19 protein-coding genes and 4 pseudogenes are annotated in these 25,652 nt (G+C 50.5%); 10 read left to right on the plus strand and 13 right to left on the minus strand.

Going from position 1 to position 25,652, the window contains the following annotated elements; translation table 11 throughout:
* Positions 1–59: 59 nt before the first annotated feature.
* From KDX31_04815 to KDX31_04825, 3 genes are read right to left on the minus strand one after another with little or no spacing between them, the layout of a single operon-like run.
* Positions 60–1,436 (minus strand): class I SAM-dependent methyltransferase, encoded by a 1,377-nt coding sequence (locus tag KDX31_04815; GenBank protein UTW04337.1) that lies wholly within the window; start codon positions 1,434–1,436, stop codon positions 60–62.
* Positions 1,423–2,235, minus strand: coding sequence for a DUF1365 domain-containing protein (locus KDX31_04820; GenBank protein ID UTW04338.1), 813 nt, complete (start codon positions 2,233–2,235; stop codon positions 1,423–1,425). The genes KDX31_04815 and KDX31_04820 overlap by 14 nt, the downstream gene beginning before the upstream one ends.
* Complete coding sequence (locus tag KDX31_04825; GenBank protein ID UTW04339.1) at positions 2,228–3,604, minus strand: FAD-dependent oxidoreductase; 1,377 nt, start codon at positions 3,602–3,604, stop codon at positions 2,228–2,230. The genes KDX31_04820 and KDX31_04825 overlap by 8 nt, the downstream gene beginning before the upstream one ends.
* Positions 3,605–3,808: 204 nt before the next feature.
* Between KDX31_04825 and KDX31_04830 the strand changes: the two genes are divergently transcribed.
* The 3 genes from KDX31_04830 to KDX31_04840 are packed head-to-tail and all read left to right on the plus strand — an operon-like array spanning position 3,809 to position 5,290.
* Positions 3,809–4,414: a sigma-70 family RNA polymerase sigma factor gene (locus tag KDX31_04830; protein UTW04340.1), complete on the plus strand. Its 606-nt coding sequence runs from the start codon at positions 3,809–3,811 to the stop codon at positions 4,412–4,414.
* On the plus strand, positions 4,404–5,063 hold the full coding sequence (locus tag KDX31_04835; GenBank protein UTW04341.1) for a ChrR family anti-sigma-E factor: 660 nt from the start codon (positions 4,404–4,406) through the stop codon (positions 5,061–5,063). Before KDX31_04830 ends, KDX31_04835 begins: the two co-directional genes overlap by 11 nt.
* Positions 5,064–5,074: 11 nt before the next feature.
* Positions 5,075–5,290, plus strand: a complete 216-nt coding sequence (locus KDX31_04840) for a TIGR02450 family Trp-rich protein (protein ID UTW04342.1) — start codon at positions 5,075–5,077, stop codon at positions 5,288–5,290.
* 108 nt (positions 5,291–5,398) lie between these two features.
* Here the strand turns inward: KDX31_04840 and KDX31_04845 are convergent, their stop codons facing one another.
* The 3 genes from KDX31_04845 to pta all read right to left on the minus strand — a co-directional run bounded on the left by KDX31_04845 (position 5,399) and on the right by pta (position 10,364).
* The gene (locus KDX31_04845) at positions 5,399–6,832 is read right to left on the minus strand and encodes a deoxyribodipyrimidine photo-lyase (protein UTW04343.1); all 1,434 of its coding nucleotides are present in this window, start codon (positions 6,830–6,832) and stop codon (positions 5,399–5,401) included.
* A 12-nt stretch (positions 6,833–6,844) separates the two neighbouring features.
* A complete protein-coding gene (locus tag KDX31_04850) occupies positions 6,845–7,855 on the minus strand; it encodes a DUF1722 domain-containing protein (GenBank protein UTW04344.1) in 1,011 nt (336 codons plus the stop codon).
* A 367-nt stretch (positions 7,856–8,222) separates the two neighbouring features.
* Positions 8,223–10,364 (minus strand): phosphate acetyltransferase, encoded by a 2,142-nt coding sequence (gene pta / locus KDX31_04855; GenBank protein ID UTW04345.1) that lies wholly within the window; start codon positions 10,362–10,364, stop codon positions 8,223–8,225.
* 812 nt (positions 10,365–11,176) lie between these two features.
* Here pta and dctP point away from each other — a divergent pair.
* The 3 genes from dctP (at position 11,177) to KDX31_04870 (ending at position 14,144) form a co-directional block, all read left to right on the plus strand.
* Positions 11,177–12,193 (plus strand): TRAP transporter substrate-binding protein DctP, encoded by a 1,017-nt coding sequence (gene dctP, locus KDX31_04860; GenBank protein UTW04346.1) that lies wholly within the window; start codon positions 11,177–11,179, stop codon positions 12,191–12,193.
* Positions 12,193–12,714 carry a TRAP transporter small permease subunit gene (locus tag KDX31_04865; GenBank protein UTW04347.1) on the plus strand — a complete coding sequence of 174 codons (522 nt, stop codon included), beginning with the start codon at positions 12,193–12,195 and terminating at the stop codon, positions 12,712–12,714. The genes dctP and KDX31_04865 overlap by 1 nt, the downstream gene beginning before the upstream one ends.
* Positions 12,715–12,854: 140 nt before the next feature.
* A complete protein-coding gene (locus KDX31_04870) occupies positions 12,855–14,144 on the plus strand; it encodes a TRAP transporter large permease subunit (GenBank protein ID UTW05304.1) in 1,290 nt (429 codons plus the stop codon).
* Positions 14,145–14,466: 322 nt separating this feature from the next.
* Here the strand turns inward: KDX31_04870 and KDX31_04875 are convergent.
* From KDX31_04875 to KDX31_04890, 4 genes and pseudogenes are all read right to left on the minus strand, one after another.
* Positions 14,467–15,009, minus strand: a pseudogene (locus tag KDX31_04875) (MFS transporter).
* A gap of 230 nt (positions 15,010–15,239) precedes the next feature.
* Positions 15,240–16,256 carry an IS110 family transposase gene (locus KDX31_04880; GenBank protein UTW04348.1) on the minus strand — a complete coding sequence of 339 codons (1,017 nt, stop codon included), beginning with the start codon at positions 16,254–16,256 and terminating at the stop codon, positions 15,240–15,242.
* A gap of 74 nt (positions 16,257–16,330) precedes the next feature.
* A pseudogene (locus KDX31_04885) lies at positions 16,331–16,999 on the minus strand (MFS transporter).
* A 441-nt stretch (positions 17,000–17,440) separates the two neighbouring features.
* Positions 17,441–18,412 carry a LysR family transcriptional regulator gene (locus KDX31_04890; protein ID UTW04349.1) on the minus strand — a complete coding sequence of 324 codons (972 nt, stop codon included), beginning with the start codon at positions 18,410–18,412 and terminating at the stop codon, positions 17,441–17,443.
* 105 nt (positions 18,413–18,517) lie between these two features.
* Here KDX31_04890 and KDX31_04895 point away from each other — a divergent pair.
* Together KDX31_04895 and KDX31_04900 are read left to right on the plus strand one after the other, a co-directional pair.
* Positions 18,518–18,691: pseudogene (locus KDX31_04895) on the plus strand (conjugal transfer protein TrbJ).
* Between the two features lie 25 nt (positions 18,692–18,716).
* Positions 18,717–19,108 (plus strand): annotated as a pseudogene (locus KDX31_04900) (TRAP transporter large permease subunit).
* Between the two features lie 87 nt (positions 19,109–19,195).
* Here the strand turns inward: KDX31_04900 and KDX31_04905 are convergent.
* The 3 genes from KDX31_04905 to KDX31_04915 all read right to left on the minus strand — a co-directional run bounded on the left by KDX31_04905 (position 19,196) and on the right by KDX31_04915 (position 21,399).
* Positions 19,196–19,591 carry a hypothetical protein gene (locus KDX31_04905; protein ID UTW04350.1) on the minus strand — a complete coding sequence of 132 codons (396 nt, stop codon included), beginning with the start codon at positions 19,589–19,591 and terminating at the stop codon, positions 19,196–19,198.
* 68 nt (positions 19,592–19,659) lie between these two features.
* Positions 19,660–20,430, minus strand: a complete 771-nt coding sequence (locus KDX31_04910) for a hypothetical protein (protein UTW04351.1) — start codon at positions 20,428–20,430, stop codon at positions 19,660–19,662.
* Positions 20,431–20,538: 108 nt separating this feature from the next.
* Entirely contained in the window at positions 20,539–21,399 is an 861-nt protein-coding gene (locus tag KDX31_04915; GenBank protein ID UTW04352.1) for a helix-turn-helix transcriptional regulator, read from the minus strand.
* A gap of 341 nt (positions 21,400–21,740) precedes the next feature.
* On the opposite strand from KDX31_04915, the gene KDX31_04920 reads away from it, so the two are divergent.
* Positions 21,741–23,480, plus strand: coding sequence for a hydantoinase B/oxoprolinase family protein (locus tag KDX31_04920; GenBank protein UTW04353.1), 1,740 nt, complete (start codon positions 21,741–21,743; stop codon positions 23,478–23,480).
* Positions 23,481–23,512: 32 nt separating this feature from the next.
* Positions 23,513–25,591: a hydantoinase/oxoprolinase family protein gene (locus tag KDX31_04925; protein ID UTW04354.1), complete on the plus strand. Its 2,079-nt coding sequence runs from the start codon at positions 23,513–23,515 to the stop codon at positions 25,589–25,591.
* Positions 25,592–25,652 lie beyond the last annotated feature (61 nt).

Consider the following 25,652-nt stretch of genomic DNA (forward strand, 5'->3'; position numbering starts at 1 on the left):
CTCCCGGCGCCTTTATACAAATGATGTTTATTAATGCAAACGGGTATCGTTGCATCTTTTTACTCAGAAGCCCTGTTTACCAGCTGATACAACCCCACATCGATGCTGCCTTCTTCAAATCCCCCTTCGCAGTAGCACAGATAGTAACGCCACAAACGTCTGAATTTTTCATCGTAGCCCAGACGCTCCAGTTGTTCGGTGTGTTGTTCAAAATTTTCCCGCCAGAGCCTCAGGGTGCGGGCATAATCTTTGCCGAAGAGCTGTTTATATTCCAGGGTGAAGCCATGTTCTGCGAACTTTTGTTCCAGTCGACTGATACTGGGTAGCATCCCTCCCGGGAAGATATACCGTTGAATAAAGTCGGCCTGATTGCGATAAATTTCAAACCGTTCCTCTTCAATACTGATCACCTGAAGCACCGCTGTGCCACCCGGCTTAAGCGCTTGTTTCAGGGTCTTAAAGTAGGTGTCCCAGTATTTTTCTCCGACCGCTTCGAACATCTCAATTGAGACAACGGCATCATACTGACTGATCAGATCGCGGTAATCGGTCAGCGTGATATCGGCTTTATCATCTAATCCTGCCGATTTAAGCCTGTCGCGGCTCCATTGCAGCTGTTCTTCCGAAAGGGTAACCCCATGGATGCTGATGTCATGCTGTGATAGCGCCTGCTCGGCAAAGCCTCCCCAGCCACAGCCAATCTCGAGAATATGGTTGTTTTGCCCGGGATTCAGCAGTTTCAGAATTTGCTGATACTTGGCTGTCTGTCCCTGTTCGAGAGACTGCTGAGCGGACTCAAACAGCGCCGATGAATAGGACATTGTCGGGTCCAGCCAGAGGCGGTAAAAGTCATTGCCCAGATCATAGTGCGCCGCTATATTTCGCCGGCTGCCGCTACGGCTGTTATGGTTGCGCCAGTGATGGATGTTATCAAATACCTGTTTAATGAAACCGGCTTTGGAAAAACCATCGAGTGTCTTTTCGTTTTGCAACGCCCAGCGAACCAGCGCTGTCAGATCGGGTGAATCCCATTCTCCGGCAATATAGCCCTCAGACCAGCCTGTTATCCCGCCGGTATAGAGGCGGGTAAGGCAGCGCAGACTGTTGAGCTGAACGGTGACCTGTATCGTTTCACTGCTGAGGATCTGTCTATCTTCAGCGTTATTCAGCGGTGTATTTTCCTGAAGTAGACTGCCTTGGCCAAAAGCTTGCTGATAGCCACTGGGCATGATCAGATGGATACGCCCCCTGGTTTCGCTGAGGGGGGCGCTGAGTCGGTTAAGCACCCGTTGTTCCAGCCAGCCAGGTTTGATTGCGCTGCTATACTCACTGTTATATTCCTGCTGAAAGCTGCGCCGGGGGCCCGGCTGTTGGGACAGCGTTTTGGCCTGTGACTGGCTTGCAGCCGTGGTTGTCTGATAGTTACAGGTTTTCATAGTGAGTTTCTCCATTGCGATCTGACCAGCTGATGCTGTAACTTTTTGAAGTGTTGCGCGGTTGTAATTTCAGGCCTTTTAGCCACAGTCTCAGGGCTTCCCAGTGAATTGCTCCCATCACCTTTAGGGTCATCAGTGGGTGGCTGATAAACAGCTGCAGCAGACTTTTATCGGAAATCTCCTGGCGCTGCCCGGTAAACGTCGCGTTGAGTATGGGGGTGACTTCAGTACCCTCTTTTCGGCTCTGATGAATGCATACCGACACGCTCTCCCGGGGAGGCAGAATTCTGAAACTGTAAGCGCTGTCCATCGGCATAAACGGGCTGACATACATCAGCTTATGGCAGCTGTGGCGGACAATCTTTTCATCGGGTTTGTCGTTCACCAGCAGGTAGCAGTGTCGCTGACCGAAGGTGTTGCTGACTTCGTAGAGAATCACTTCGACTTCACCGTTGCGGTTGTAGCAGAAGTAGACACTCAGGGGGTTAAATGTGTACCCCAGTATTCTTGGATAGCAGAGCAGCTCTATTCTTGCGGTGGCGGAGGCGTATCCGCGGGATGACAACAGTTCGGTTATCTCTTGCCGTAGCTGACCCTCGCCGCGACCATAATCTTTTTCGTGAAATGAAAACAGGCTGAACCGGTTGACCGCAAAGAACCTGAAGTTGCGGTTTAACTGCGGCAGTTCATCAAGGTCTGCGCAGAGAGAGAAAACCCGATAGATAAAGCGGTGACGTTTCGGCGTGAAACGGTGATGCATGACAACACCGGCGAACACCGAGGAGTTGAGCTTAGCCATTGATAAGCTCCCTGATCTGATCCTCAGCGTTTACCTCTGGCGGTCTCCTGAAAACAATGATTCTGCTGTTGGGGTTATCCAGATGCCAGGGACGGGGGATGCCGCCCAGTTGCTCCGCCACTGCCAGCCCGGACTGAAGACCATCTTCATGGAAGCCGTACCCAAACCAGGCGCCGCAGAACCAGGTGTTTTGCTGACCCTGCAGGCTCCAGAGTTTTTGCTGATTGATCAGCGAGTCCTGGCCAAAAGCCGGGTGGTCGTAGAAAAAGCTCCGTATCAGTTTATCCGCAGCCGGTTCTTTGAGCGGGTTGAGTGAAACGATAACCGGTTGCTCTGTGGCCAGAGGTTGCAGACGATTCATCCAGTAGCTGACCGATACTTGCCGTTCATCCCGGGCGCTGCCCGAAGCCATATAGTTCCAGCTGGACCAGACCTTTTTATTTCGGGGAAGCAGGCTCTGATCAAGGTGAAGCAAGGCCCGGTTTCTCTGATAGGGGAAGCTGCTCAGGAGTTGTTTTTCCTGCTCAGTCGGATCTTGCAGCAGTGCCAGGGCCTGATCCGCGTGGCAGGCGAGTACCACCTCATCATAATGCTCGCGCACGCCGTGAAGGTCTTCAATTATGATGCCGTCAGGGCGGCGGATCACTTTGTGGATACGACTGTTGATTCTGACTTTGCCTTCCAGTGCCGCGGCAATTTTACTGACATAACCGATACTGCCGCCTGGAATGGTATGCCACTGAGGCCGGTCATTCACCTGAAGCAGGCCATGATTCTGGCAGAATCGGAGGAAACTCAGAGCCGGATATTCGAGCATCTGTTGTACCGGAGTCGACCAGATAGCGGCCCCCATAGGGAGCAGGTGGTCATAGATAAAACGATCTCCGTAGCCGAGCCGGTTCAGTAACTCGCCCAGGCTGACATCAGCCAGCGAGGCATCTGTCATCATGCTGTCGGCGTTACGATAAAATTTCATCAGGTCTTTAATCATCAACCAGAATGCGGGATTCAACAGATTTCGTTTCTGGGCAAACAGACCACCGAGTCCCGAACCGCTGTACTCTAACCGGCCACTGTCAACAGAGACCGCGAATGACATGTCGGTTTCGCAGGTTGGCAGATTGATATGCTCGAAGAATTTAACCAGATTAGGGTAGTTTACCGGGTTGAAAACAATGAAGCCGGTATCAACATCAACCCGAGTACCGTCAAGATCAAAACTGACGGTGTTCGAATGGCCACCCAGGCGGTCATCCTTCTCGTATAGCGTGACCCGGTGGGCTTTGTTTAGCAGCCATGCACAACTCAGGCCTGCAATACCTGAACCGATAACGGCAATTTTTTTCGGGCGAATGGCGGTAATATTCATCTGAGCAGTCCATACTGAGGTCTGTTAAAAGCTCTTGAATAAGCCCTTTGAATCAGTGCTTCAACAAGCGCTTTGTTTGCAGGGCTATACGTGGGCTTTTTGAAAAGGGATCACAGAAACTGTTGCGAATAAACCACTTATACGCCAGATATTTTTTCAGCTAAAGATGATCCGGATAGTTAACTGAGTACGTAAAGGGGGAATATGAAGAACACACCACCGGGAGATGATGTGGATAATCTCGTACAACTGAGTCAGGCCGAAATGGCCAGCGCCGATTGGAGCGATCTGTTGGGTAGTCTGGCTGTCAAGCCCGATAAGACTATCTATGCCCGGTTGTTTAACCATTTTGCGCCAAAGGTTAAAGCCTATATTGTGCGGCTGGGTGTCGCCCTGTCTGCCGCTGAGGAGGTGACACAGGAAGTGATGTTGGCCGTGTGGCGCAAGGCGCACATGTATCATCAGGAGAAGGCGGCGGCCAGTACCTGGATCTTTACACTGGCAAGAAATCAGAGCATCGATTGGATGCGAAAACAGAAGTACCCTCAGTACAGTCTGGATGAGTGGAGTGAAACCGCCTCAGAGGCGGGGCAGGGGGAACAGGAAGTTTTATCAGACCGGGTAGCGCAGGCGATCAGTCAGCTGCCAGAAAAACAGGCGCAGGTTATTTACATGTCATATTTCGAAGGGCGATCGCATGGCGATATCGCCAGCCGTCTCGATATCCCTCTGGGCAGTGTTAAATCCAGAATTCGTCTGGCCTCAGAAAAACTGAAACAGATCTGGGGAGGTGAAGAGTATGAACATTAATCATCACCTCGATGATGCGACACTGGTGAGCTATTCTGCCGGTGCATTGTCTCAGGGGATGGCGCTGGTCGTGGCGTCCCATCTGTCGGTGTGTCCTCAATGTCGCCAACGCGCTGAGCTAAATGATGCGGTGGGCGGTGCATTGCTTGAATCGCTTGAGTCAGAATCGATTGCCGATGATATGCTGGCATCGATATTGACTCAGCTTGATGACCTGCCGCTGGCGCCGCACTCAGCAGTATATGACCTGAGCCACAAAACCATTGATCCTGAGGTACCCGCACCATTAAGAGAATACATCGATTGTTCTCTTGATCAGTTGGTGTGGAAACGGATCGTTCCCGGCGTCACTTATTATGATATGCCCTGGGAAGGCCGTGGTGTTTCCCGTTTGCTGAGAATTGCTCCCGGTAAGGCGATGTTGGCTCATACCCATAATGGTAATGAGCTGACGATGGTGCTGCGTGGCTCTTTTTCCGATGAGATCGGCCGTTTTTGCCGGGGAGATGTCGCTGACCTTGATGATCAGATCGAACATCAGCCGCTGGTGGACAGCGAAGAGGACTGTATCTGCCTTATTGCAACTGACGCTCCACTCAGGTTTACCACCCTCTTTGGTAAGCTGGTGCAGCCAATCACCGGTTTCTGAACATCTGTGAAATGAATCGACTCAACCCGAATAAACTCAACCTCAGCAAGTGGACTGCAGTAAAACCTCAAAACAGAGAGAAACACTTTCTCGTGACTCAGCTGTTAAAGGATGAAGAGGGCGTTGTGCAACAGTGTGTTCTCGAAGCGGTGTTAACCCACCGGCAGCAGATTATCCCCTGGCAGACACTTACACAGAGTGAGAGCTGGAAGCAGGGGTGGTGTTGATTGCAATTGGTAGTGATAAAAAAGCCGGACAACTGTCCGGCTTTTTTATGACTTAGTCAGGTTGCTGGAGATGAGATGATTGGTGTCTATGCTGCCCGTTATCAGCGCTCAACTGTGCTCTTTAAGATGAGCAAAGGCTTGTAGTGCCTGGCTGCGAGTCTCTTTGAGGTCCAGGATCGGATTCGGGTAGGTTGTTCCCATCACAATTCCGGCCGCCTTAAGTACCGCTTCAGGGGCTTCCCAGGGAGTGTGAATATAGCGGCTGGGGAGTTTTTTCAGCTCGGGCAGATAGCGCCGTACATAGGTGCCGTCCGGGTCAAACTTCTGTCCCTGAGTGACCGGATTAAAAATTCTGAAATAGGGTGCGGCATCGGTTCCGCATCCGGCGACCCATTGCCAACTGGCGCTGTTGGAAGCCAGATCGGCGTCGACCAGTGTATCCCAGAACCAGCGGGCTCCGTGGAGCCAGTGCTGGAGTTGATTCTTCACCAGAAACGAGCCAACCAGCATGCGAACCCGGTTATGCATGTAGCCGGTCTGCCACAGCTCTCGCATTCCGGCATCGATAACCGGAAACCCGGTTCTGCCCTGCTGCCAGTCACGGCAACGATCGGCATCGTTTCTCCAGGGAAAGTGATTAAATCGCTGATTCAGGTTTTCACGGGTCATACCGGGGTTGTGATAGAGCTGGTAATAGGAAAACTCGCGCCAGCCAAGCTCTTTCAGGAAAGTGTCCAGGGCGTCTTCCAGACCCGGCTTGTTCGCCTGTTGCTGGCTGTAGTACCAGATCTGCCGGGGGGATATCTGTCCCCACTGCAGGTAGGGCGATAGCGTTGAGGTCGCTTCCATCGATGGGAAGTCCCTGCCTTTCTGATAGTGTTGCAAACGCTCTGCAGTGAACTGTTGTAGCCGCTTCCAGGCGGCGTCTTCGGAGATCTCCCAGTGTTCACTGATACGCTCATACCAGGGGTGATCAGGCAGCAATCGAAGCTGCTGCAGACTGATTTGATCTGTACTGTCCTGAGCGGAGAATAGCCGCAGCTGTGGACTGGGCAGGGGCGCATCAGGAAGCGGGGCGTTTAAGCAGCCGTTGCGGAAAAAAGGCGTGAATACTTTGTAAGGCGTGCCATCGCCTTTGCTTACTTCCCAGGGCTCCCAAAGCAGTGAGCCATTATAGCTGTGTACTTCAATCGCGGCGTTTTTCAGCGCCCGTTTAATCAGGCTGTCCCGCCTGACTGCCTGAGGTGTATAACAGCGGTTCCAGAAAACCGCACGGGCTCCGGTCTGTTCAATCAGCTTTGACAATACGTCCAGAGGCTCGCCCCTGAACAGTTTCAGGCCGCCACTCAGCTGTTGGTTAAGCGAGTCCAGACTGTGATGTAGCCAGCAGCGGCTGGCTGCGCCGGGGGACCATTCATCAGCAACGCTGGTGTCGTCAATAAAGACCGGAATAACCGGGCCTTGCTGTGCCGCATAAAATAACGCCGGGTTATCCCGCAGTCTCAGGTCGTGACGCAGCCATACAATGACAGGTGTGTTCAAAGCATTACCTTTTTATACCTGGTTACGAAGTCCCAGATGGGGGGGATAGGGCTCGAGATAGCGCTGCGCACGAATATATTCACTGCCATTCTGATTGATATAGTGTGACAGCAGGGTCATCGGGGTTATCAGGTTTACCTCGCCCAGCCGGTATTGCTCGAATACGTTGAGAATGTCCTGTCGGGCGGAACTCTCGACGCTTTGCTTCAGGTAACCCATGATATGTTGCATCACATTACAGTGGGAACCGCGGGACGCAGGGGTGTTAATGGCAGACATAAACTGCTGCTGGTAGGTTTTCAGGAGGGCATCCAAAGGCTCGTTGTGCGCCACCGCCAGCATCTTACCCAGTTCCCGGTAGGCGGTTTGATTGTGTGCCATTAACAGGTACTTATAGCTGCTATGAAATTGCAGCAGGTTATGAAAGCTGGGTTGCCCGGCTACCTCTGTGCGGAAATTATGGTGTGCAAACACCCGCATCACGAAGTTCTCTCTTAACTGTGCATCGTTCAGTCTGCCATCTTCCTCAATAGGAAGGTTGGGGTAGCGTTGCATCAGTTCACGGGCAAACAGACCCGCCCCCCGCTCTTCGTGGGGGTGGCCGGAGGGCTGATAGATTTTGACCCGTTCCATACCGCAGCTGGGGGAATCTTTCTTCAGGATAAACCCATCCAGTTGTTCACATCGGTCCAGCATTGGCTGGCATGCATCCGTCAGTTGTTTGCTCAGATCGTGTAGCTGCGGGTTGCCCGGGTCTTTTTCTGGATCCCCGGCATTCTCCGAAGGGGGCTTTGAAAAAATCAGTGTAGGGTTCGCAGGGTCACCGGTAAGGCGCATGGTGGGTCTGGGTATACCAAACCCGGCAGCGACTTCCGGACAAAAGGGCTGAAACTTAAAATGCTTCGCCAGTTGATTCTGGCAGATTCTCGACTGGCTGTGGCCTCCGTTAAAGCGAACCTCTTCACCCATCACGCAGGCACTGATACCGACAGGAATATCGGTTGTTTCGGATATCCGGTTCATTGGTAATCCTTCTTCATCGGCTTTTATAGGCTCTGGTACGTAATCCGCTAAGCAACAGATCAGTGGCTGAGGAATAATTACCTGAATATGGCTAAAAAACAGGCAATAAAATTCTTGACTGAATTGGTAGGTTATATATATTATTACCGAGTAATTGACTCGGGTATTAATGGTTTGTATTGAGTATCTGCTCTCTCTCACTCAGGTAGGATGTACAGAACAGAGTTTCTTCCGATGATGTTCAACTGCTGTGGTCAATTTATTCATCCGGCAAGTCTGGATCTAATTGCCCTCTTTGAAGCCGCTGTGTTGACAGCGGCTTTTTTTTATCTGCACGATGTGTTGCTGACCGATCGGACGGTCAATCCTATCCGTTGTCTACCGCTCCCGCCTGGATCGCAGTGAGCGCGATGGTGAACACAATATCGTCTACCAGTGCGCCTCTGGAAAGATCATTAACCGGCTTTCGCATCCCCTGTAACATCGGCCCGATGCTGATGACATCAGCACTCCTTTGTACCGCTTTGTAAGTGGTATTGCCGGTGTTTAGATCGGGAAAGATAAAGACCGTTGCCTGACCGGCAACTGTGCTGCCAGGGGCTTTAGACCGGGCGACGCTTTCCATCACTGCGGCATCATATTGCAGCGGACCGTCAATCAGAAGCTCCGGACGTTTTTGTCGCGCGATAGCGGTCGCTTGCCGGACTTTTTCAACATCTGCCCCCTGACCCGAGCCACCGGTAGAGTAGCTTATCATCGCCACGCGCGGAGGGATGCCAAACGCGGTGGCTGAGTCTGCCGACTGGATGGCGATATCCGCCAGTTGCTCCGCGTTGGGATCAGGATTGATCGCGCAGTCGCCATAGATCAGCACCTGTTCAGGAAGACACATAAAGAAGATCGAAGAGACCAGATTACAGCCGGGAGCGGTTTTAATCAGCTGCATAGGCGGTCGGATAGTGTTCGCGGTGGTGTGTTCTGCGCCGCTGACCAGACCGTCCACATGCCCCATCTCCAGCATCAGCGTTCCCAGCACGACATTATCCTGCAACTGCTCTTCGGCGATAATCTTCGTCATCCCTTTATGGTGTCGTAATTCCACCAGGCGATTTATATAGTCTTTACGGATCAGCTGCGGATCGCTGATGGTGACATTGTCGTTGAGTATCACCCCCTGATTTTTGGCGACCTGCACGATCTCTTTAGTATTGCCCAGCAGGACGCAGCGGGCGATCCCTCGTTCTGCGCAGATGGCCGCCGCTTTCACTGTGCGAGGTTCATTACCCTCAGGCAGAACGATAATTTTGTCCGCCAGACGGGCGCGTTTGATCAACTGGTAGCGGAATGCGGGCGGTGAGAGGCGTCGCTGGTAGTTGTCATCCACCAGGGTTGCCAGCCAGTCGTGATCAATATGCGCCGCTGTTGCTTCTTTAATATCACGAATGCGCGGCAGGTCATCCGCCCGGGTTTCCTGATTCAGCTGCGTCATGGCTATTGCCGTTTGCCAGCTATCCAGAGGAATGCTGAGAATCGGCAGGCCAGCCTCACAGGCCCCGGCACAAAGCGTCAGTACTGCGGCAGAGGGGGTAAACCCTCCGGTCAGCACCAGGGCCGACAGTTCTACACCATTCACTGCCGCCATGCAGGCGGCAACGATCATATCGTCCCGGTCTCCCGGGGTGAACACCAGCGATCCCGGGCGCAGTTCATTCACGGCATTCGCCACCGTTCTGGCGCATATTGTTATCCTGCTGACCCGACGGGTGGCGATATCGCCGGTATTGATAACTGAAGCATTGAGGTAATCCGCGATATCTTTAACCCTGGGGGTAATCAGGTCCCGGTTCCATGGAATGCAACCAAGCAGGCGGAACTGGTTATTGAAAATTGTCGCGTGTTCGCGGATGACCTCCTCAGTGAGACTGTGGGTAACGGTGTTACCGGTGCTCAGAAATGGCTGCATATGTCCTTCACGGTTAACCGGAGCGCCCAGTTTGCTGAGTATGCAGCCCAGCAGATGTTTGTTTTTGATACCACCATAAGCCCGGGCGGTAATATCGATGTGATCCTGTAGTGCTTCGACAGTGTCATTGCCCGGTGTAGCAACCAGCACCACCTGAGCATCCAGAGCTTTGGCAATCTCCTGATTGATACGGGTCGCATAGGGCTGGCTTTCGGTATGTACCATCCCTTCGATAATTACGATTTCATTATCGGCTGGCAGGCTCTGCTCATAACGGGCCACAATCTGTTCCAGCACCTGGCTGCCTTTATCCTGGCTGACCAGTTGCTCAACATCGCGAATCGTAACCGGCTCGGCAATGGGGGAGCTGCAGTCCCCCTGCAGCATGGCAATCGTGATATCGGTTCGATTGCCGTTTCCCTGCGCGATCGGTTTAAAGAAGTGAACTTTAATCCCCTGGCGGTTCATTGCCTGAAACAGGCCCAGCACAGCGGTAGAAAGACCTGCACCCACACCGGTAGGGGCAAGCAGTAATGCTTGAGACATCAGAGTTCCTTGGGGTCTTTAGCGACCGTTGTTCGTTCCCGGCACTTTATACGGGTACTGAATCATCATAGTAAAAAAGGAACCAGATCTGGAAGAGTTGTTATTGACTGGTATGACTGTCGATTCTACGGGGTTGCCGGAGAAAATTACAAGCTTACTTTTTAACCTGACTGCTCACAGAGAGGATGGCATCGTGATGTTGAGATTTTTGTCGGGTTGAGGGAGGGCGAGCGATAGCGAGCGCTATCTAACTGACGGCCGTATAAAGCAATCAGCCACTTTTTAGGGCGCTCTCCGGGTAAGGCGGTTCAATCAGTCAGTCGTTCTTGAAAACATCATGGTGAATAAAGCTACTGGCTTTGGTTGTGCAAAATAACCCTTTCGATAGTTATTTTCTATGAAAATGAGTTGTTTGATATTCGTTGTGAATATTGAACAAATGTACTCCCCCGAAAAGGGTAGTCTTAGAAACTACATATCTTACAGGCTGTCTTTTTATGCATAAATAGCCTGATTTTTTACTGATTTATATCATTAAAACAATATATTACGTGTGATTTACATTATTTAGTTATTTTGTGAAAAATGATTTTAATCTGACTGAGAAAACTAACAATCGGAACTGGTGTTGCATTTTTATGAACAGACGTACTTTCTATTTCTAACGAGCAGTGTTAAAAATAACGAACACTACCCCTTGAGAGGTAGATTCGTAAATCAGGTATTTCACAGCAAAAATCAATTAATAGATTGTCTGTGTTATGACCCAAAAAACCTGAGCCATCAGACTTAATAATAAAAGGACGAAGATAGTGAAGAGAAGAGACCTGCTTAAAGCTGCTGCAACCGGTATTGCTGCTGCACCCCTGGCCCTGTCATCCACAACTGCTAAGGCGGGCGATAATGTTCGCTTACGCATGCAGACTCTGTATGGAACAGAGACTGACGACCTTTATAAAATGTTCGCTAACGATGTTAAAGCGGTATCTAACAAAAGCGTACGTATTCAGCGTTTCCGCGGTTCAGAACTGGTGCCTAATGATCAGATGCTGGACTCCGTATCCAAAGGCACGCTGGATATGTGTCAGGGATATGCCGGTTACTGGGCTGGACAGCTGGATATTGCCAAAATTGAATCGGGTATTCCGGGCGCCTGGACCAGCTATGATGAAGCGATCTATCTGCATCAGAAGCAGGGGCTGACAGCACTGCTGGAAGAGGCTTATGCTGAGAAAGGCGTCAAGTATCTGGGCGCTATCTTCGGTGGACCATACGATCTGCTGACAACCAAGCCGGTTAACAGCCTGGAAGACCTGAAAAAGATGAAAATCCGTGCCACTGCAACGGTTGCCGGTATTCTGGAAAAATTTGATATTCCGACGGTCTATCTGCCGAGCCAGGAGCTGTATGTTGCTCTGTCCACCGGTGCGATTGATGGCGTGATCTACGGCGGATCGCTGGAGTATAAAGCGCTGAAGCTGCACGAGTCTGCTAAATATTACACCTACCTCAACATGATCAACCCAGGCTATGCCGACGGTATGCTGATCAACATGAAGAAATGGGAATCGCTGTCTGAAGATCAACAGAAAGCCCTGGAGCTGGCAACCGCTAAACACGCAGTCAATATGCATGCATGGAATGTAAATGGTTGTCTGGATGTCAACGGCGAAGGTATTTTCGAGTTTTCGTCTCTGCCTGAAGCGGATTCTAAAGCGCTCACCGTTGCTGCGATGGATGTATGGAAAGAGGAAGCTGCAAAGTCGCCACGCAATGCCAAAGCGATTGATGCGATCACAGCGACCGCCAAGGCGACTGGGAGAGTCTGATGGCAATACTTTCTCAATATCTTGCTTTTCAGGACAGGGTATCTGAGTGGGTGGGCCGGACCTTCAGCTGGTTGTGTCTGGCCATGATTGCAGGGCTTTGCTACGAGGTGACAGCGCGTTATCTGTTTAACAGCCCAACCTCGTGGGCACACGAATCGACCACCATGCTGTACGGTACTTTCTGCATTCTGGCAGGGGTTTATACCCATAAACACCATGGCCATGTGCGCAGTGAAGTGATTTACAACCTGTTCCCGGAACGGGGACGGGCAGTGCTGGACGTGATCACCGGGCTGATTGGCCTGGTGGTGTTTTCAGTGTTCTTTTACATAACCTTCAATTTCGCTGCAGACTCCTGGGCGATCAGAGAGGTTTCGTCTAAGAGTACCTGGGGCCCAGTCGTATATCCCTTTAAGTCTGTGCTCCCTCTGGCTGTGGGTCTGATGATTCTGCAGAGCATCGCTGCGTTGATTCGCAGTGTCATGGTCGTTATCGGGGTACAACCAGAACCGCAGGTCTGATTCTGGCTGCACTCCCGGGCACTACTCTGTAACTCCCTATACCTGAACCGGTAGGCAATCTGTTTGCTTACCGGTCAGTTCATCATTTAAGCGAAGGTGTATTTGTGTTAGATCTAGATCCCTTAGTGGTTACCTTTGGCATGTTCTTCTCGATGCTGATCCTGCTGGCAATGGGGGCTCCGCTAACCTGGGCCCTGCTGACGGTTGGTACAGGTTCAGCATATTTTTTGTGGGGGCCTGCCGGACTTGAGTTGCTGGCAACCAGCGCTTTCTCGGCAATGGATAACTTCCTTCTGGTCGCCTTGCCGATGTTTATCTTCATGGGCCTGATGTTACAACGCTCCGGTATTACCGATGATCTGTTTGATATGATCAATAAGCTCATGGGAGGGATTCCCGGAGGCCTGGGCATGGGGACCGTGGTCATCTGTGCCATTATCGCGGCCATGGCGGGTGTCTCCGGTGCGGCAACCGTGAGCCTGGGTATTATTGCATTGCCATCGATGCTGAGCCGTGGTTACGATAAGAAACTGGTGACCGGAACGATAATGGCGGGTGGTGCGTTAGGCTTTCTGATCCCGCCCAGCGTATTGATGATCGTCTATGCGTTTCTTGCACGGGAGTCGGTGGGTAAGCTGTTCGCAGCAGGTATGATGCCCGGCCTGATGCTGGCCGGTATCTATATGCTGTATATCTTCCTGTTCTCATTGAAAAACCCGGATAAGGCTCCGTCAATCGCTCTGTCAGAGCGCTTAAGCGCAGTGGATAAACTGAAAGCGTTGAAAGCGCTGGTGCTTCCGGGAGCCCTGATTACAACGGTGCTGGGTTTCATCATTGGCGGGGTTACGTCCCCTTCAGAAGCGTCGGCTGTCGGTGCTGCCGGTTCTCTGGTCTGTGCTGCGCTCTATCGCACGCTCAATGTGAAAATGCTGAAAGAGGTGCTGATGAGCACCACTCAGCTGATGGGGATGTTGCTGTGGATCACGATCGCGGCGGTATTCTTCAGTAAGATCTATATCGGCCTGGGCGCCGGTATGCTGATTACTGAACTGGTTGAGGATTCTAACCTTTCGCCTTATCTGGTGATTATCGCGATGCTGGCAACTTACTTCATACTGGGGATGTTTCTGGATGATTTTGCGATTGTCTTCATCACCGTACCGTTGTTTGTGCCGATTGTGCAGGAGCTGGGGTTCGATACTGTGTGGTTCGCCGTGCTGTTTATTATCAGTATGCAAACCGCCTATCTGACACCACCCTTTGGCTATAATCTGTTTTATATGCGCTCGGTAGCGCCGCCGTCGATCACCATCTACGATCTGTATAAAGCGGTCATTCCGTTTATTATTCTGCAGATTATCGGTCTCGCGCTGGTGGTGATCTTTCCTGAAATTGCGCTTTGGTTACCGAATCTTATATTCGGGTCCTGATGATGAAAGGATGTGATTGAATCGTTTAAAAAGCCGCTCAAAAAAATCCGATGTCAGTGATGACATCGGATTTTCTAACAAGCTCGGCTTAGGCTCAAATGCTTAAGTGAACCGCATTGCGCTATCTAGCGGGCTTTTTGTTATCTAACAGCCAAATCATTTGCCACAGACTGGACAGTCCTGGATCCGAAAGTCATGGTTTTATGCCAGAACACTTTTGAGGTTGGAATGAGTTAGCTGCGAGTGGGCTCACTCGCAGCGGGTGATAGAGATGAATAATAAAAGGAGACTCCCGACATTCTGTCTTAGGAGCCTATAAGAATTACGCTGTTGCCATCCTTAAACGTGGGACTGGTTTGTCATTGATTGGAAGATGAATCAATGCAGAGATAAACGCCAGCACGACTGCTGACCACCAAATGGGTTCGTATGACCCGTAATAATCATAGATGACACCACCAGTCCATGCTCCCAAAAAGCTGCCTACCTGATGAGAGAAAAACACCAACCCGTATAGGGTCGACAGGTAACGAGCACCAAAAATCTGACGAACTAAGCCCGATGTAATGGGCACCGTTCCTAACCAACAAAAACCGATAGCCGCGCCGAAGATACCAGCAGTCAGTTCTGTGGTAGGTATTAACACAAAAGCACCAATCACAGCCGTACGTACGAAGTACAGCGCTGACATTACATAATGTTTGCTATACCGGTCTGCCATAGCGCCCCAGAAGTATGACCCCATGATGTTAAAAATGCCCACATAAGCCAGTGCCATGGCCGCCGTTGAGGCAGGTAAGTTTTTATCTAACACATAACTGGGAAGGTGAGTGGCGATAAACATTACATGGAATCCACACACAAAAATGTATGGTTCCCCTCATGATTGCAACACAGATTTGTGATCATGAGGTGGTTTTGCGCTAATGTATTCGGAGTCTTTAATTAGGAATGTTTCATTCCTGCTCCACGATGAGCATCCGCGCCAGATAGCCCTTAAAAAACCGACAGCTTATAACAGCTGTTTTTTGTGACAGGTTTACTACCCGGACGGTCAACCCTTTTCATCATCACGCTCTGTTATTGCAAACCTGATTAAACCTGCTGTGACTGGTAAGGCTCATTCTTGCTTAAAACAGCATACGCTATTCGTGACAGCTTGTTTGCCAGAGCAATACAGACCGTATTAAATGATTTACTTGCTCTCAGCTTTCTTAGCCAGTCATACATCGGCCCCCGATAGTTATCCAATCGTGATAGGATCGCTCTGGCTCCGTGCACTAATAAGCATCTAAGGCGTTTATTTCCACGCTTACTAATACCTAATAACTTCGACCTCCCTCCTGTCGAATATTGCCGCGGCACCAACCCTAACCAAGCAGCCATTTCTCGACCGCTTTTAAACTGATGAGCATTGCCCACTTCTGCTGCTAATTGGCTTGCAGTCATATCACCAATACCAGGAACGGTTTTTAGTAGCTGGCAACGACTGCTTTGCTTAACCTGCCTAACGATTTTTATATCTTGTTCGGCTATTTGCTCATTTAAGTAGCGGTAGTGATCATGCATCACTTGAAGCTCACCTATGATGGCTGGGCATAGTGTAACTTTTTGTGTGCTTAGCCATGAAAACAGCTTTTTCATCGCTGAGTGACCACGTGGAAGGGATAAACCGAATTCCAATAACAGCGCGCCAATACGTGACATACAAGCTGTGCGCTCCGCTACGAAGCCTTCACGTACTCGATGTACGACTACCTGACTTTGTGCGTCAACTGACTTCACTGCGACAAACCGCATATCCGGACGACCTGCCGCCTCAGTAATCGCTTGCGCATCAATGAAGTCGTTTTTATTACCTTTAACAAAAGGTTTAACATATTGAGGCGGGATTAATCGGACGTCGTGACCATAACTCATGCAGAGACGGCCTAACCAGTGCGCGCCACCGCATGCTTCAAACGCAATAATGCATGGCGGTAGTTGTGCTATAAAAGTAATGAGCTGATGACGAGAGAGTTTCTTTTTGCAGACTTGCTTATCGTGAGAATCACGACCAATTAAATGAAAAGAAGACTTGCCTAAATCGATTCCAAGGACTTTGATAGACATGAGATGGTTCTCCTTGTTGGTTTCGTCGCCTTTCCAGCATAGCTGGTTAAAAGCGAGGGGAACCATCTCATTAAACCAATATGAATCAACCAGTATCCTTTGTGCGTAAACGCTTCTTTCAATGCCTCTTTTAGCGTTTGCAGGTCTTCGTGTACAGTGTGTGCGGTATGTGTTTCTCGCTTTGCCGTATTGATGAATAATGCAAACACCACAATAAAACTACACATGACAGCGAATATCTGCATGGCACTTTGCCAATCATAAATACTCAACAATGTTTGCGTACCGGGGATCATCGCAAACATGCCAAATGACCCGGCAGCCGTGGTCAGGCCAAAGGCTTTAGCGGCATGCTCCGCGGGTACCACTTTTGCTACAGCACCCAATACGATCACGTAGCTGGTGGCACTTAAGCCAAGACCTACTAGCATCCCCAGTGATAGGTACATCATGGTCGGTTCGACAGTGATCGACGTTAAGTACAGACCCAGGGCGTAAGCGATAGCGCCTAAAATGATGATGCGCTTCGGCCCCCAACGGTCGGCGGCCATACCCACAAATGGCTGGAACGCCCCAAAAAGCAAGTTTTGCAATGCAATGGCAAAGCTGAAGAACTCACGTCCCGTGTGGAAGTAGTCGGAAATAGGTGTCATGAAAATACCAAAGGATTGCCTGATCCCCAGGCTGGTAATCAAAATCCCTATACCCAGCCAAACCAGGAATGGAAATCGGAAAGTAAACATAAATTGCTCTTAATAATGCCTGGGGTATGAGGGGGCTTTCATTTATGCCTATGGGTTCGTGACCGCCACGGTTTATGGCTTGCATTGCCACTATTTTCTCTAATCGCGGGTAAGCGATAGACAAAAATTAATGACAGACGCAACATAGTTAACAGCCTCAGTGCCTTAGCGAAAGTGGATGGAAACAAGTGCTTATATGCGCTCAACTACGAGATGGGCGCGAAGTGTAGAGAGTATTTAGAGGCGACTCAAATGATAAAAAGGGAAGTCATCTATGCAAATTATACATATATTAAATTAGCCATTGAGAATAGCACTGCACCGGGGAGTGGGCGGTGCAGTTGAATCGTAAGGTAGCTCCATGCTGAATGTTACAGTTTCATATTAATATGCCCGGATGCTTAACATGCACTTACGACGAACTCCCCCCTGTTTTGATCATTAATCAGGCGGAGCCATGGCATCAGCTTCTGTATCCAGTCCCATCTCTACCACACGTTTAGCGATTAGCTTGCCACACTCTTCTTTTACAACACTTCTCAACCATTCTTGTGCGGGTGAATGTTCACAGCGAGGGTGCCAAATCATGGAATAATCAAACGGTGTAAAATGAAAGGGTAGCGGTTTTACGATCAGGTCATAGCGCTCTGAAACTAAGTAGGCTAAATCGGCAGGTACAGTGATAATTAATGGCATCGTATCCACAATCGCCATCGCAGTTTCTAAATGATATGCCCTGAGAACCATGCGCCGTTCAGGCTTACCTTCCAGTGCCTGTTCAATAAGAGATTTAACCCCATCACTAATGGCAATCAGTGCATGAGGGAAACTCAAATAATCATCCAGACACATCTGTTTATTCGCTAACGGATGTTGCTTAGATAATAGGCACGACACCCCTACACGACCCAATGTTTCATACTGTAATGGTTCAATAGAGGAAATTGGGCGGCAAATAGCTAAGTCAGCCCGGCCGTACGTGAGTTGCTCTTTCAAGTGCTCATCTTGTAGTGGTAAAAACTCAAACGCGACATTAGGTGCTTCCTGATATATGCGGGGTAAAGCAAAGGGTAAAATAGTTTGCATTGCATAATCAGTTGTTACAATCGTGAATGTTTGATCACAAGACCTGGGGTCAAAATCAAAAGGAGATAAGAGCTGCCTCAGAGACTCAATAGGTTCATCTAAAGCCCTGTTCATTGATAAAGCTTTCTCTGTAGGTACCAGATTCTGCCCTTGGCGTGTAAATAAAGGGTCAGCCAACAAACTGCGCAATCGCCCCAGAACCCGACTCATTGCTGACTGGCTCAGGTTTAAACGAGCTGCAGCTCTACTGACACTTCGTTCCTCAACCAGAACCTGCAGCGCTACTAACAGATTTAAATCCCGACGATAAATCTCTTCTACTTTCATACCCAGCCTTAAGCACTCTAACAATATTGACAGTGTAACCAATAAAATACGGAAAAAATCTTTAAGTTGGGAGCCTTTTATTCTGGCATCATCCCCTGGCTTGCCATGCCTCTGGTATTAAACATTTCCCATCCTGTCTATGCAGGTATTCCGGTTGCTGATGGGCTGAGCTTGGCACAAAATATGATGGCTGCGATGGGAGCGGTTGCGCAAACGCTTAAGCAGATTCAGGAGTATCAAACCCTGCTTCAACAGTACGAAAACATGCTGCAAAACACACCATGGCCGCTACATGAAATGGATACTGATGACTGAACTGGTTCAGGACTCTAATCTTTCGCCCTATCTGGTGATTATCGCGATGCTGGCAACTTACTTCATTCTGGAGATGTTTCTGGATGATTTTGCGATTGTCTTCATCACCGTACCGCTGTTTGTGCCGATTGTGCAGGAGCTGTGGTTCGATACGGTGTGGTTCGCGTGCTGTTTATTATCAGTATGCAAACCGCTTATCTGACACCACCCTTTGGCTATAATCTATTTTATATGCGCTCGGTAGCGCCGTCGTCGATCACCATCTACGATCTGTATAAAGCGGTGATTCCGTTTATTATTCTGCAGATTATGGGGCTTGCGCTGGTGGTGATCTTTCCTGAAATTGCACTTTGGCTACCGAATCTGATATTTGGATCCTGAGGGTTATGCTGAAAATGACTCTGTATTGATGGCATCTGGTATGTAAAATTCAGCTTAAAAAGCCGCGCTCTGCGCGGCTTTTTTGGTTCAGTGACGTTTGGTCGAGTGCATCGCCTTAAGCCATCGGAGACCGTCCTCTTCCGTCAGAAAGGTACGAAAGTTGATGCCGTGCATCATGGCGGATTGTTCGGCGATGATGTTCTCTTTCTGGTTTACCGGGTCGGTATCAACATAGGCGATCGCCAGTTCCGGCCAGAGCCAGTTCTGAACGCCTTCGACGATATTGAATGTATCCATCAGTGAGCGTGTGCCATCCAGATGGAAAACGGCCAGAATCAGGTTGTTTTCCTTCGCTTTGCAGAGACTGGCAACACGTTCCCACATTGTCAGGGATTGATGTGTTACATCTGTCCGCTCTCGGGATCCTTTAACTTCAACCCGCAAATAGTAACCACATTCCGTGGTGGTGTACTGATATGACATTGATCATCTCCATATGCTAATGAATCTATTGAAGCATAAGTTTTAAATAAAACAATAATTAAGATCTGTTACCGCCAGTGAAGCCAGTAGCTGTATTCAATCCGGTTGGAATTATCGAGGATTGCTTTAAATAATTCGGAGGGTTTTGCCAGGCATTGCACCGGCTGGAATTCAGGTTCTGACCAGTCGGTCATTCCCCCCATATAAGCACGCTGGTATCCCCATTGACCGCAGGACAGCAGAGCATCATAGCCTTGATTTCGTTCACATACCACGCAGGTTTCAAAACGGATATCGATGTCTGCCCCCTCAGTGCCCCAGGCGTCAGATACATAGGGTGTATCGTAGATCGAAACGGTGGCAGCCCTGACCGGCTGGCCCTGCCAGGGTTTGTCGCTATCATCTGCCGGGGCCAGATGAACGCCCCGGCCATGTTCAAGCGGAGCATTATCGTAGAAAGGATCAAGAAACTGGTCCGGGACATCAATCTGTGACACCCGCTCTCCCGGAAGCAGGCGAGCGTTGCTGTGGCGGACCTGTAATATTCTGTAACGATCACAGTTGGGCAGGTTGAGTATTTGAGTATCGCCAATATCATTGCTGAAAAAATGAATCTCCAGTCCGACTCCGGTGGCATTGTCACCCGGGATGTAAGCCGCGTTGCTTCTACTGGTGTGATACCACTCCCTGGAGAATACCAGAAATCCGATGGGCCGATCTTTAAACGTGACCGGACAGGTTTTACCGACCAGCAGTTCTTCGGCTGCCAGGTGGGCAGGAATGAAGGGGCTGGCAAGCAACATCAGAGGCAACCCCGATAGCATAAAAGTACGCAACATAGTCTAAGTTTAGACGTTGCGGGCCGCAGTCATTGAAATTTCATTAAATTGTCATGCGGGCATCAGAGGCTTTGCCCGCAAGTGCTCTATCGATAGCTCAGGCAGATCTCAGTTCGATGACGGGGGTTTGAGATAGTCGGAAAGCGGGTCCGGTGGTGAATCCGGTGTCACCATCCGCAGTGAATCAATGAAGAGGTGAAACATCTCTGCCTGAGAGTTGATATCCAGTTTAGCGTAGATGTTCTTACGATGATGTTTGATGGTTTCCGGGCTGATCTCGAGTTTTTCAGCGATATATTTCACCGCATAACCCCGCAATATCAACTGCAGAATCTGAGTTTCTCTCTGGGTCAGTACGGAACTGCCGAAATTACTCAGGGCACATTCCAGATGGGAGTCAAGAAAATGGTCTTTCTGCACTGTCTGAGAGCTGGCCCACCATTTAAGCAGAATCGCTTTTACTGTAGAAAAAACCCGTTGTATAAGCCCTTGCTGGGCGGCGGTAAACTTTGGCTTGTTGTCCTGACGGCTGATAGATACCTGAATACTGGCGTTTTCAGTGGGGATAATCAGGCAGATCTCATCACCAAAATTGACCAGCCGGTAGTAAACCCGATAGAACTCACTCTGCTTAAAGCCATCCGGGGCGACATCGGCAAGGCTGTAAACCCCTTCGGCAGAACCATCGGTCGCCAGTCGGTAGAAAGGATCCAGCAGATAAGCGCTCTCCAGATACTGATCGATATGGATACGCGGGTCTTCACCTTTACGGCGTTTACGTGACGGGCAGTAGGGCTGCCTGCCCTCTGGATAGACAATCAGAGTGCTGCCATCCGCATCAACAACCCTTCGCAGGGTGTCCATCAGATTATCAACGGCTTCGTCATTCACCCCGTGGGTGATAATCCCTGCAATGGCATCATGCCAAAGCATAAGGGGCTGTTTAGCGACACGGTGAAACTTCGACAAATCAGAAAACCTTAATTAGCGATGTTTTAAGTTGCTAATTAAAGCCTGCTTTTCGTGTGGAGACAATAGCCGCTCTGCCAGAGATGAAAATTAGCGTTACTTTTTGGATAACAAGACCTTATCTGGTGTGTGTTCAGGCCACCTGTAAAGGCATGGCTGAATCTGCCAATTCGTGTGTGCTGGAATTTAGCCTCGCAGTGCACCCAGAGACAAAGAATAAGTCACCGCCTATCAATAAATAGAACCCGCTCGCTCATAGACTGTGTGTTAACCCGTTTGACCCTGATCGCTGAGGCGGACAGGGCAAACCCGATTCATACAAAAACAATAAGGGGTACAACATGTCTACCAGTGTCGATCCAATCACACTTGCCGTTGTCCGTGGTGCGCTTGAAACAGCGCAGCGTGAGATGACGCTGACATTAGAGAAAACCGGTCGTTCCAGTGTCTTTAATCTGGCCCATGATTACAGTAACGCGCTGTTTGACCATTTTCCGGAGATGATTCTGCAGGGACAGGATATCCCGATCCACCTGGGGTCACTGATTCCTGCGATGAAAGAGGTAGCCAGCTTCTTTGGTGATGATATCCACGAAGGCGATGTTATCTATCATAACGATCCCGCCTATAAAGGCAGTCATATATTGGACTGCTGTATGTACAAGCCCGTTTTTTACAAGGGTGAGCTGGTTTTCTGGACCGTATGTAAAGGTCATCTGACCGATATCGGCGGGCCGGTTCCTGCAGGTTATAACCCGGATGCGACTGAGATCTACGCTGAGGGGTTGCGGATTCCACCGGTGAAACTCTGGGAGAAGGGTAAGCGCCGGGAAGATGTGGTTAATCTGCTGCTGACCAATATGCGTGCCCGTCGCGATCAGGAGGGTGATCTGAATGCCCAGTACGGTGCTTGTCGTGTCGGTGAGCGTAATCTGATCGCTCTGCTGGATAAGTACGGCGTTAAACAGATTCAGGCCTGCATTGCTGAGCTGAAGAATATGGCTGACCGGCAGATGCGTTCCCTGATAGAGGCGGTACCGGACGGCGAATACTTCGGTTCAGCCGTGCTGGAAGATTCCGGTCATGGCTTTGGCGAGATGGAGATCACCTCTAAAGTAACAATCAGGGGCGATAAACTGCACATTGAAGTGCAGAGTCCGCCGCAGATTCCCTATTTTATCAACTCCTATGAAGGCAACTCTATGTCCGGGGTTTACCTCGGGCTGATGATGTTTGCCCAGCTGCCTCCGCCGTATAACGAAGGTTTATACCGCTGCGTTTCGGTGGATCTGGGTAAGAAAGGCACCCTCTGTAATGCTCAGGAACCCGCGCCTCATGTGAACTGTACCACCACGCCGATGGAAACCCTGACCGATGCGGTACGTAAAGCACTGGAACAGGCGGCTCCGGAACGGGTGGCTGCGTCCTGGGGGCACGCCAGCGGTATCAACATTGCGGGTATCGACCCGCGCACCGGTGAGCAGTACGTCACCATGGTGCTGGCATCGATTATCTCCGGTGCCGGTGCAACCCAGGTGATGGATGGCTGGCACGCCTGTGGCCCGCTGTGCTGTTTCGGTGCGCTCAGTTCCGGTGATATTGAGCTGCTGGAGTACTCCTATCCGATCATTATTCGCCGCTATGGCCTGATTCAGGACAGCGGTGGTGCAGGGATGTATCGCGGTGGCTCGGGTACCGTCTGGGAAGTTGAGCCGATCGATCATGATATGACCGTGGTTGCTTTTGGTGAAGGCCGTCAGATCCCCACCATGGGGGCTGCCGGTGCAGAGAATCAGCTGATCGAGCCTAAGTTGGGCAAGCTGGTGGTGAAAGGTGAGCAGGAGCAGGTTTATAAGGCCAATACCATCCTGACAGTTAAACCGGGTGAGCGGGTGGCAAACTTTAACCCCGGAGGCGGTGGCTTTGGTAATCCGAAGAGCCGCTCTCCTGAAGCGGTGCTGAGTGATTATCAGAATGGTCTGATCTCTCTGGATGCTGCAGCACAAGAATATGGCGTCGTGATTGATCCAGCTTTGATGAGCATCGATCAGCAGGCCACTGCCGCGCTGCGTCAGCAGTAAACCGATAACAATAACAATTAAGGAACGGAATTATGCGTAATAAATACCGTCTGGGTATCGATGCCGGTGGTACCTTCACAGATTTTGTACTGGCTGAAAATAACGGTGAACTGCGGGTTTTCAAAAGCCCCTCGACACCTCAGGATGGCACAATCGCCATTAAAGCGGGCCTGACACAGATATCCGAAGCGGTGGGCCGCTCAATCGAAGAGATCGTGCAGGACTGTGACCTCTGTATCAATGGCACGACGGTTGCCCTCAACGCTCTGATCGAGAAGAAAGGGGTAAAAGTGGGACTGCTGTGTACCGCTGGCCATGAGGACAGCCTGGAGATCCGCCTGGGACATAAAGAGGAGGGCTATCGTTACGAAGCTGACTTCCCACCGGCGCATATGATCGTGCCACGCCATCTGCGCCGGCCAATCAATGAGCGGGTTATCGGTAGCGGTGACGTGGATCAACCAATGTCCGAGCAGGAAGTGCGTGATGCTGTCAGTTACTTCAAGGCTCAGGGTGTGGAAAGTGTGGCGATCTCGTTTGTCTGGGCGGTGCGTAACTCTGCCCATGAAAAACGCGCTAAGGAGATTGTGCAGGAGATGATGCCCGGTGTGTTTGTCTGTACCGGCAGTGAGGTTTATCCGCAGGTGCGTGAGTATACCCGGACGTCAACGACGGTGGTGAATGCCTACCTGAGCCCGGTGATGCGCCGCTATGTGCAGAAGATAGACGATTATTTTAAGACGCTGGGGGCAAAATACCCGGTACGCTATTTCCAGTCCAATGGCGGACTGGCGATTGGCGAAGCGATGCAGGGGCGGGCGGTCAACGCGATTAACTCGGGTCCGGCATCCGCGCCCCAGGCGGGCTTGTTTGTCGGTCAGCCGTTCGGTATCGACAATGTTATTACTGTGGATATGGGGGGCACGTCGTTCGATATCACCCTGACTAAAGATGGCCAGACCAACCTGAACAAGAATATCGATTTCCTGCGCTATCGTATCGGCGTACCGATGATTCAGGTGGAAACCCTGGGTGCCGGTGGCGGTTCACTCTGCCAGGTGGATCAGTACGGTATGTTGCAGGTCGGCCCTGAAAGTGCCGGTGCTACTCCCGGTCCTGTCTGCTATGGCAAGGGCGGTACTATTCCGGCCGTGACGGATGCGAATCTAGTGCTGGGTTACCTGAATCCCGATGCGGTGCTGGGCGGCACTATCAATCTCGACCGGGAGGCGGCTATTGCCGCAGTTAAAAAGCATGTCGCCGATCCGCTGGGGATCAGTGTTGAGAAAGCCGCCTACGGAATCAGCACGATCGTCAACCTGAATATGGTCAACGGTATTCGCCGGGTGTCTATCGAACGGGGCTATGATCCACGCGATTTTGCTTTGCTCTGTGCCGGTGGTGCGGCGGGGATGCATATCACGGCACTGGCGGAAGAGATCGGTAGTACCACGGTGCTCGTGCCGAAAGTATCCTCGGTGTTCTGTGCCTTCGGTCAGATCATTTCCGATGTCCGCTATAACTATCTGGCGTCAGAACCGATGCGGCTGGATGATGATGCCAATCTGGATGCGCTGAATGCCAAGTTTGAAGACCTGGAACAGCAGGGGCGTGAACACCTGATGTCTGATGGTTTTAATGCAGATGATATTAGCTATACCCGCAGCGTAGAGATGCGTTATGTCGGTCAGATCCACGAGTGTAATGTGGAGATCTATCCGGGAAAAATCTGCCGCGAGAAGATGTCCGCTATTCTGGATGACTTCCACAAGCGCCATGAAGAGCTGTACACCTACTCAGAACCGCACAATCCGGTAGAGCTGGTAAACATTGAATCGACGATGGTCGGTAACGTTGCCAAGCCTGACTTCCAGACCCTGGAGGCCCGTGGTGGCAAGGCTGAAGACGCACTGATCGGGTACCGTCCGGCACTGTTTGATGCCGAGGGGCACTGGACCGATACCGCCGTTTATTCCGGCCCTAAACTGGATGTCGGTATTGAGATCAAAGGTCCTGCCGTGGTGGAGGAGCCCACTACCAACATCGTTGTACGTCCCGGCTGGCAACTGGTGCTTGAACCGAATCAGTGCTATCGCCTGACCCGCTGCTGAGGCAGATTCTGTCGCCTTATCGTTGTATTTACAGGCAGCGGTGAGGCGATCGCTTAATGGT

It is taken from the genome of Amphritea atlantica (assembly GCA_024397875.1).
Taxonomy (GTDB): Bacteria; Pseudomonadota; Gammaproteobacteria; order Pseudomonadales; family Balneatricaceae; genus Amphritea; species Amphritea atlantica_B.

What these genes read in the sequence shown, in the direction of transcription:
- KDX31_04815 (UTW04337.1), bottom strand. Translation starts at nt 1,436, where the DNA reads ATGAAAACCTGTAACTATCAGACAACCACGGCTGCAAGCCAGTCACAG.
- KDX31_04820 (UTW04338.1), bottom strand. Translation starts at nt 2,235, where the DNA reads ATGGCTAAGCTCAACTCCTCGGTGTTCGCCGGTGTTGTCATGCATCAC.
- KDX31_04825 (UTW04339.1), bottom strand. Translation starts at nt 3,604, where the DNA reads ATGAATATTACCGCCATTCGCCCGAAAAAAATTGCCGTTATCGGTTCA.
- KDX31_04830 (UTW04340.1), top strand. Translation starts at nt 3,809, where the DNA reads ATGAAGAACACACCACCGGGAGATGATGTGGATAATCTCGTACAACTG.
- KDX31_04835 (UTW04341.1), top strand. Translation starts at nt 4,404, where the DNA reads ATGAACATTAATCATCACCTCGATGATGCGACACTGGTGAGCTATTCT.
- KDX31_04840 (UTW04342.1), top strand. Translation starts at nt 5,075, where the DNA reads ATGAATCGACTCAACCCGAATAAACTCAACCTCAGCAAGTGGACTGCA.
- KDX31_04850 (UTW04344.1), bottom strand. Translation starts at nt 7,855, where the DNA reads ATGAACCGGATATCCGAAACAACCGATATTCCTGTCGGTATCAGTGCC.
- pta (UTW04345.1), bottom strand. Translation starts at nt 10,364, where the DNA reads ATGTCTCAAGCATTACTGCTTGCCCCTACCGGTGTGGGTGCAGGTCTT.
- KDX31_04865 (UTW04347.1), top strand. Translation starts at nt 12,193, where the DNA reads ATGGCAATACTTTCTCAATATCTTGCTTTTCAGGACAGGGTATCTGAG.
- KDX31_04870 (UTW05304.1), top strand. Translation starts at nt 12,855, where the DNA reads ATGTTCTTCTCGATGCTGATCCTGCTGGCAATGGGGGCTCCGCTAACC.
- KDX31_04880 (UTW04348.1), bottom strand. Translation starts at nt 16,256, where the DNA reads ATGTCTATCAAAGTCCTTGGAATCGATTTAGGCAAGTCTTCTTTTCAT.
- KDX31_04890 (UTW04349.1), bottom strand. Translation starts at nt 18,412, where the DNA reads ATGAAAGTAGAAGAGATTTATCGTCGGGATTTAAATCTGTTAGTAGCG.
- KDX31_04905 (UTW04350.1), bottom strand. Translation starts at nt 19,591, where the DNA reads ATGTCATATCAGTACACCACCACGGAATGTGGTTACTATTTGCGGGTT.
- KDX31_04910 (UTW04351.1), bottom strand. Translation starts at nt 20,430, where the DNA reads ATGTTGCGTACTTTTATGCTATCGGGGTTGCCTCTGATGTTGCTTGCC.
- KDX31_04920 (UTW04353.1), top strand. Translation starts at nt 21,741, where the DNA reads ATGTCTACCAGTGTCGATCCAATCACACTTGCCGTTGTCCGTGGTGCG.
- KDX31_04925 (UTW04354.1), top strand. Translation starts at nt 23,513, where the DNA reads ATGCGTAATAAATACCGTCTGGGTATCGATGCCGGTGGTACCTTCACA.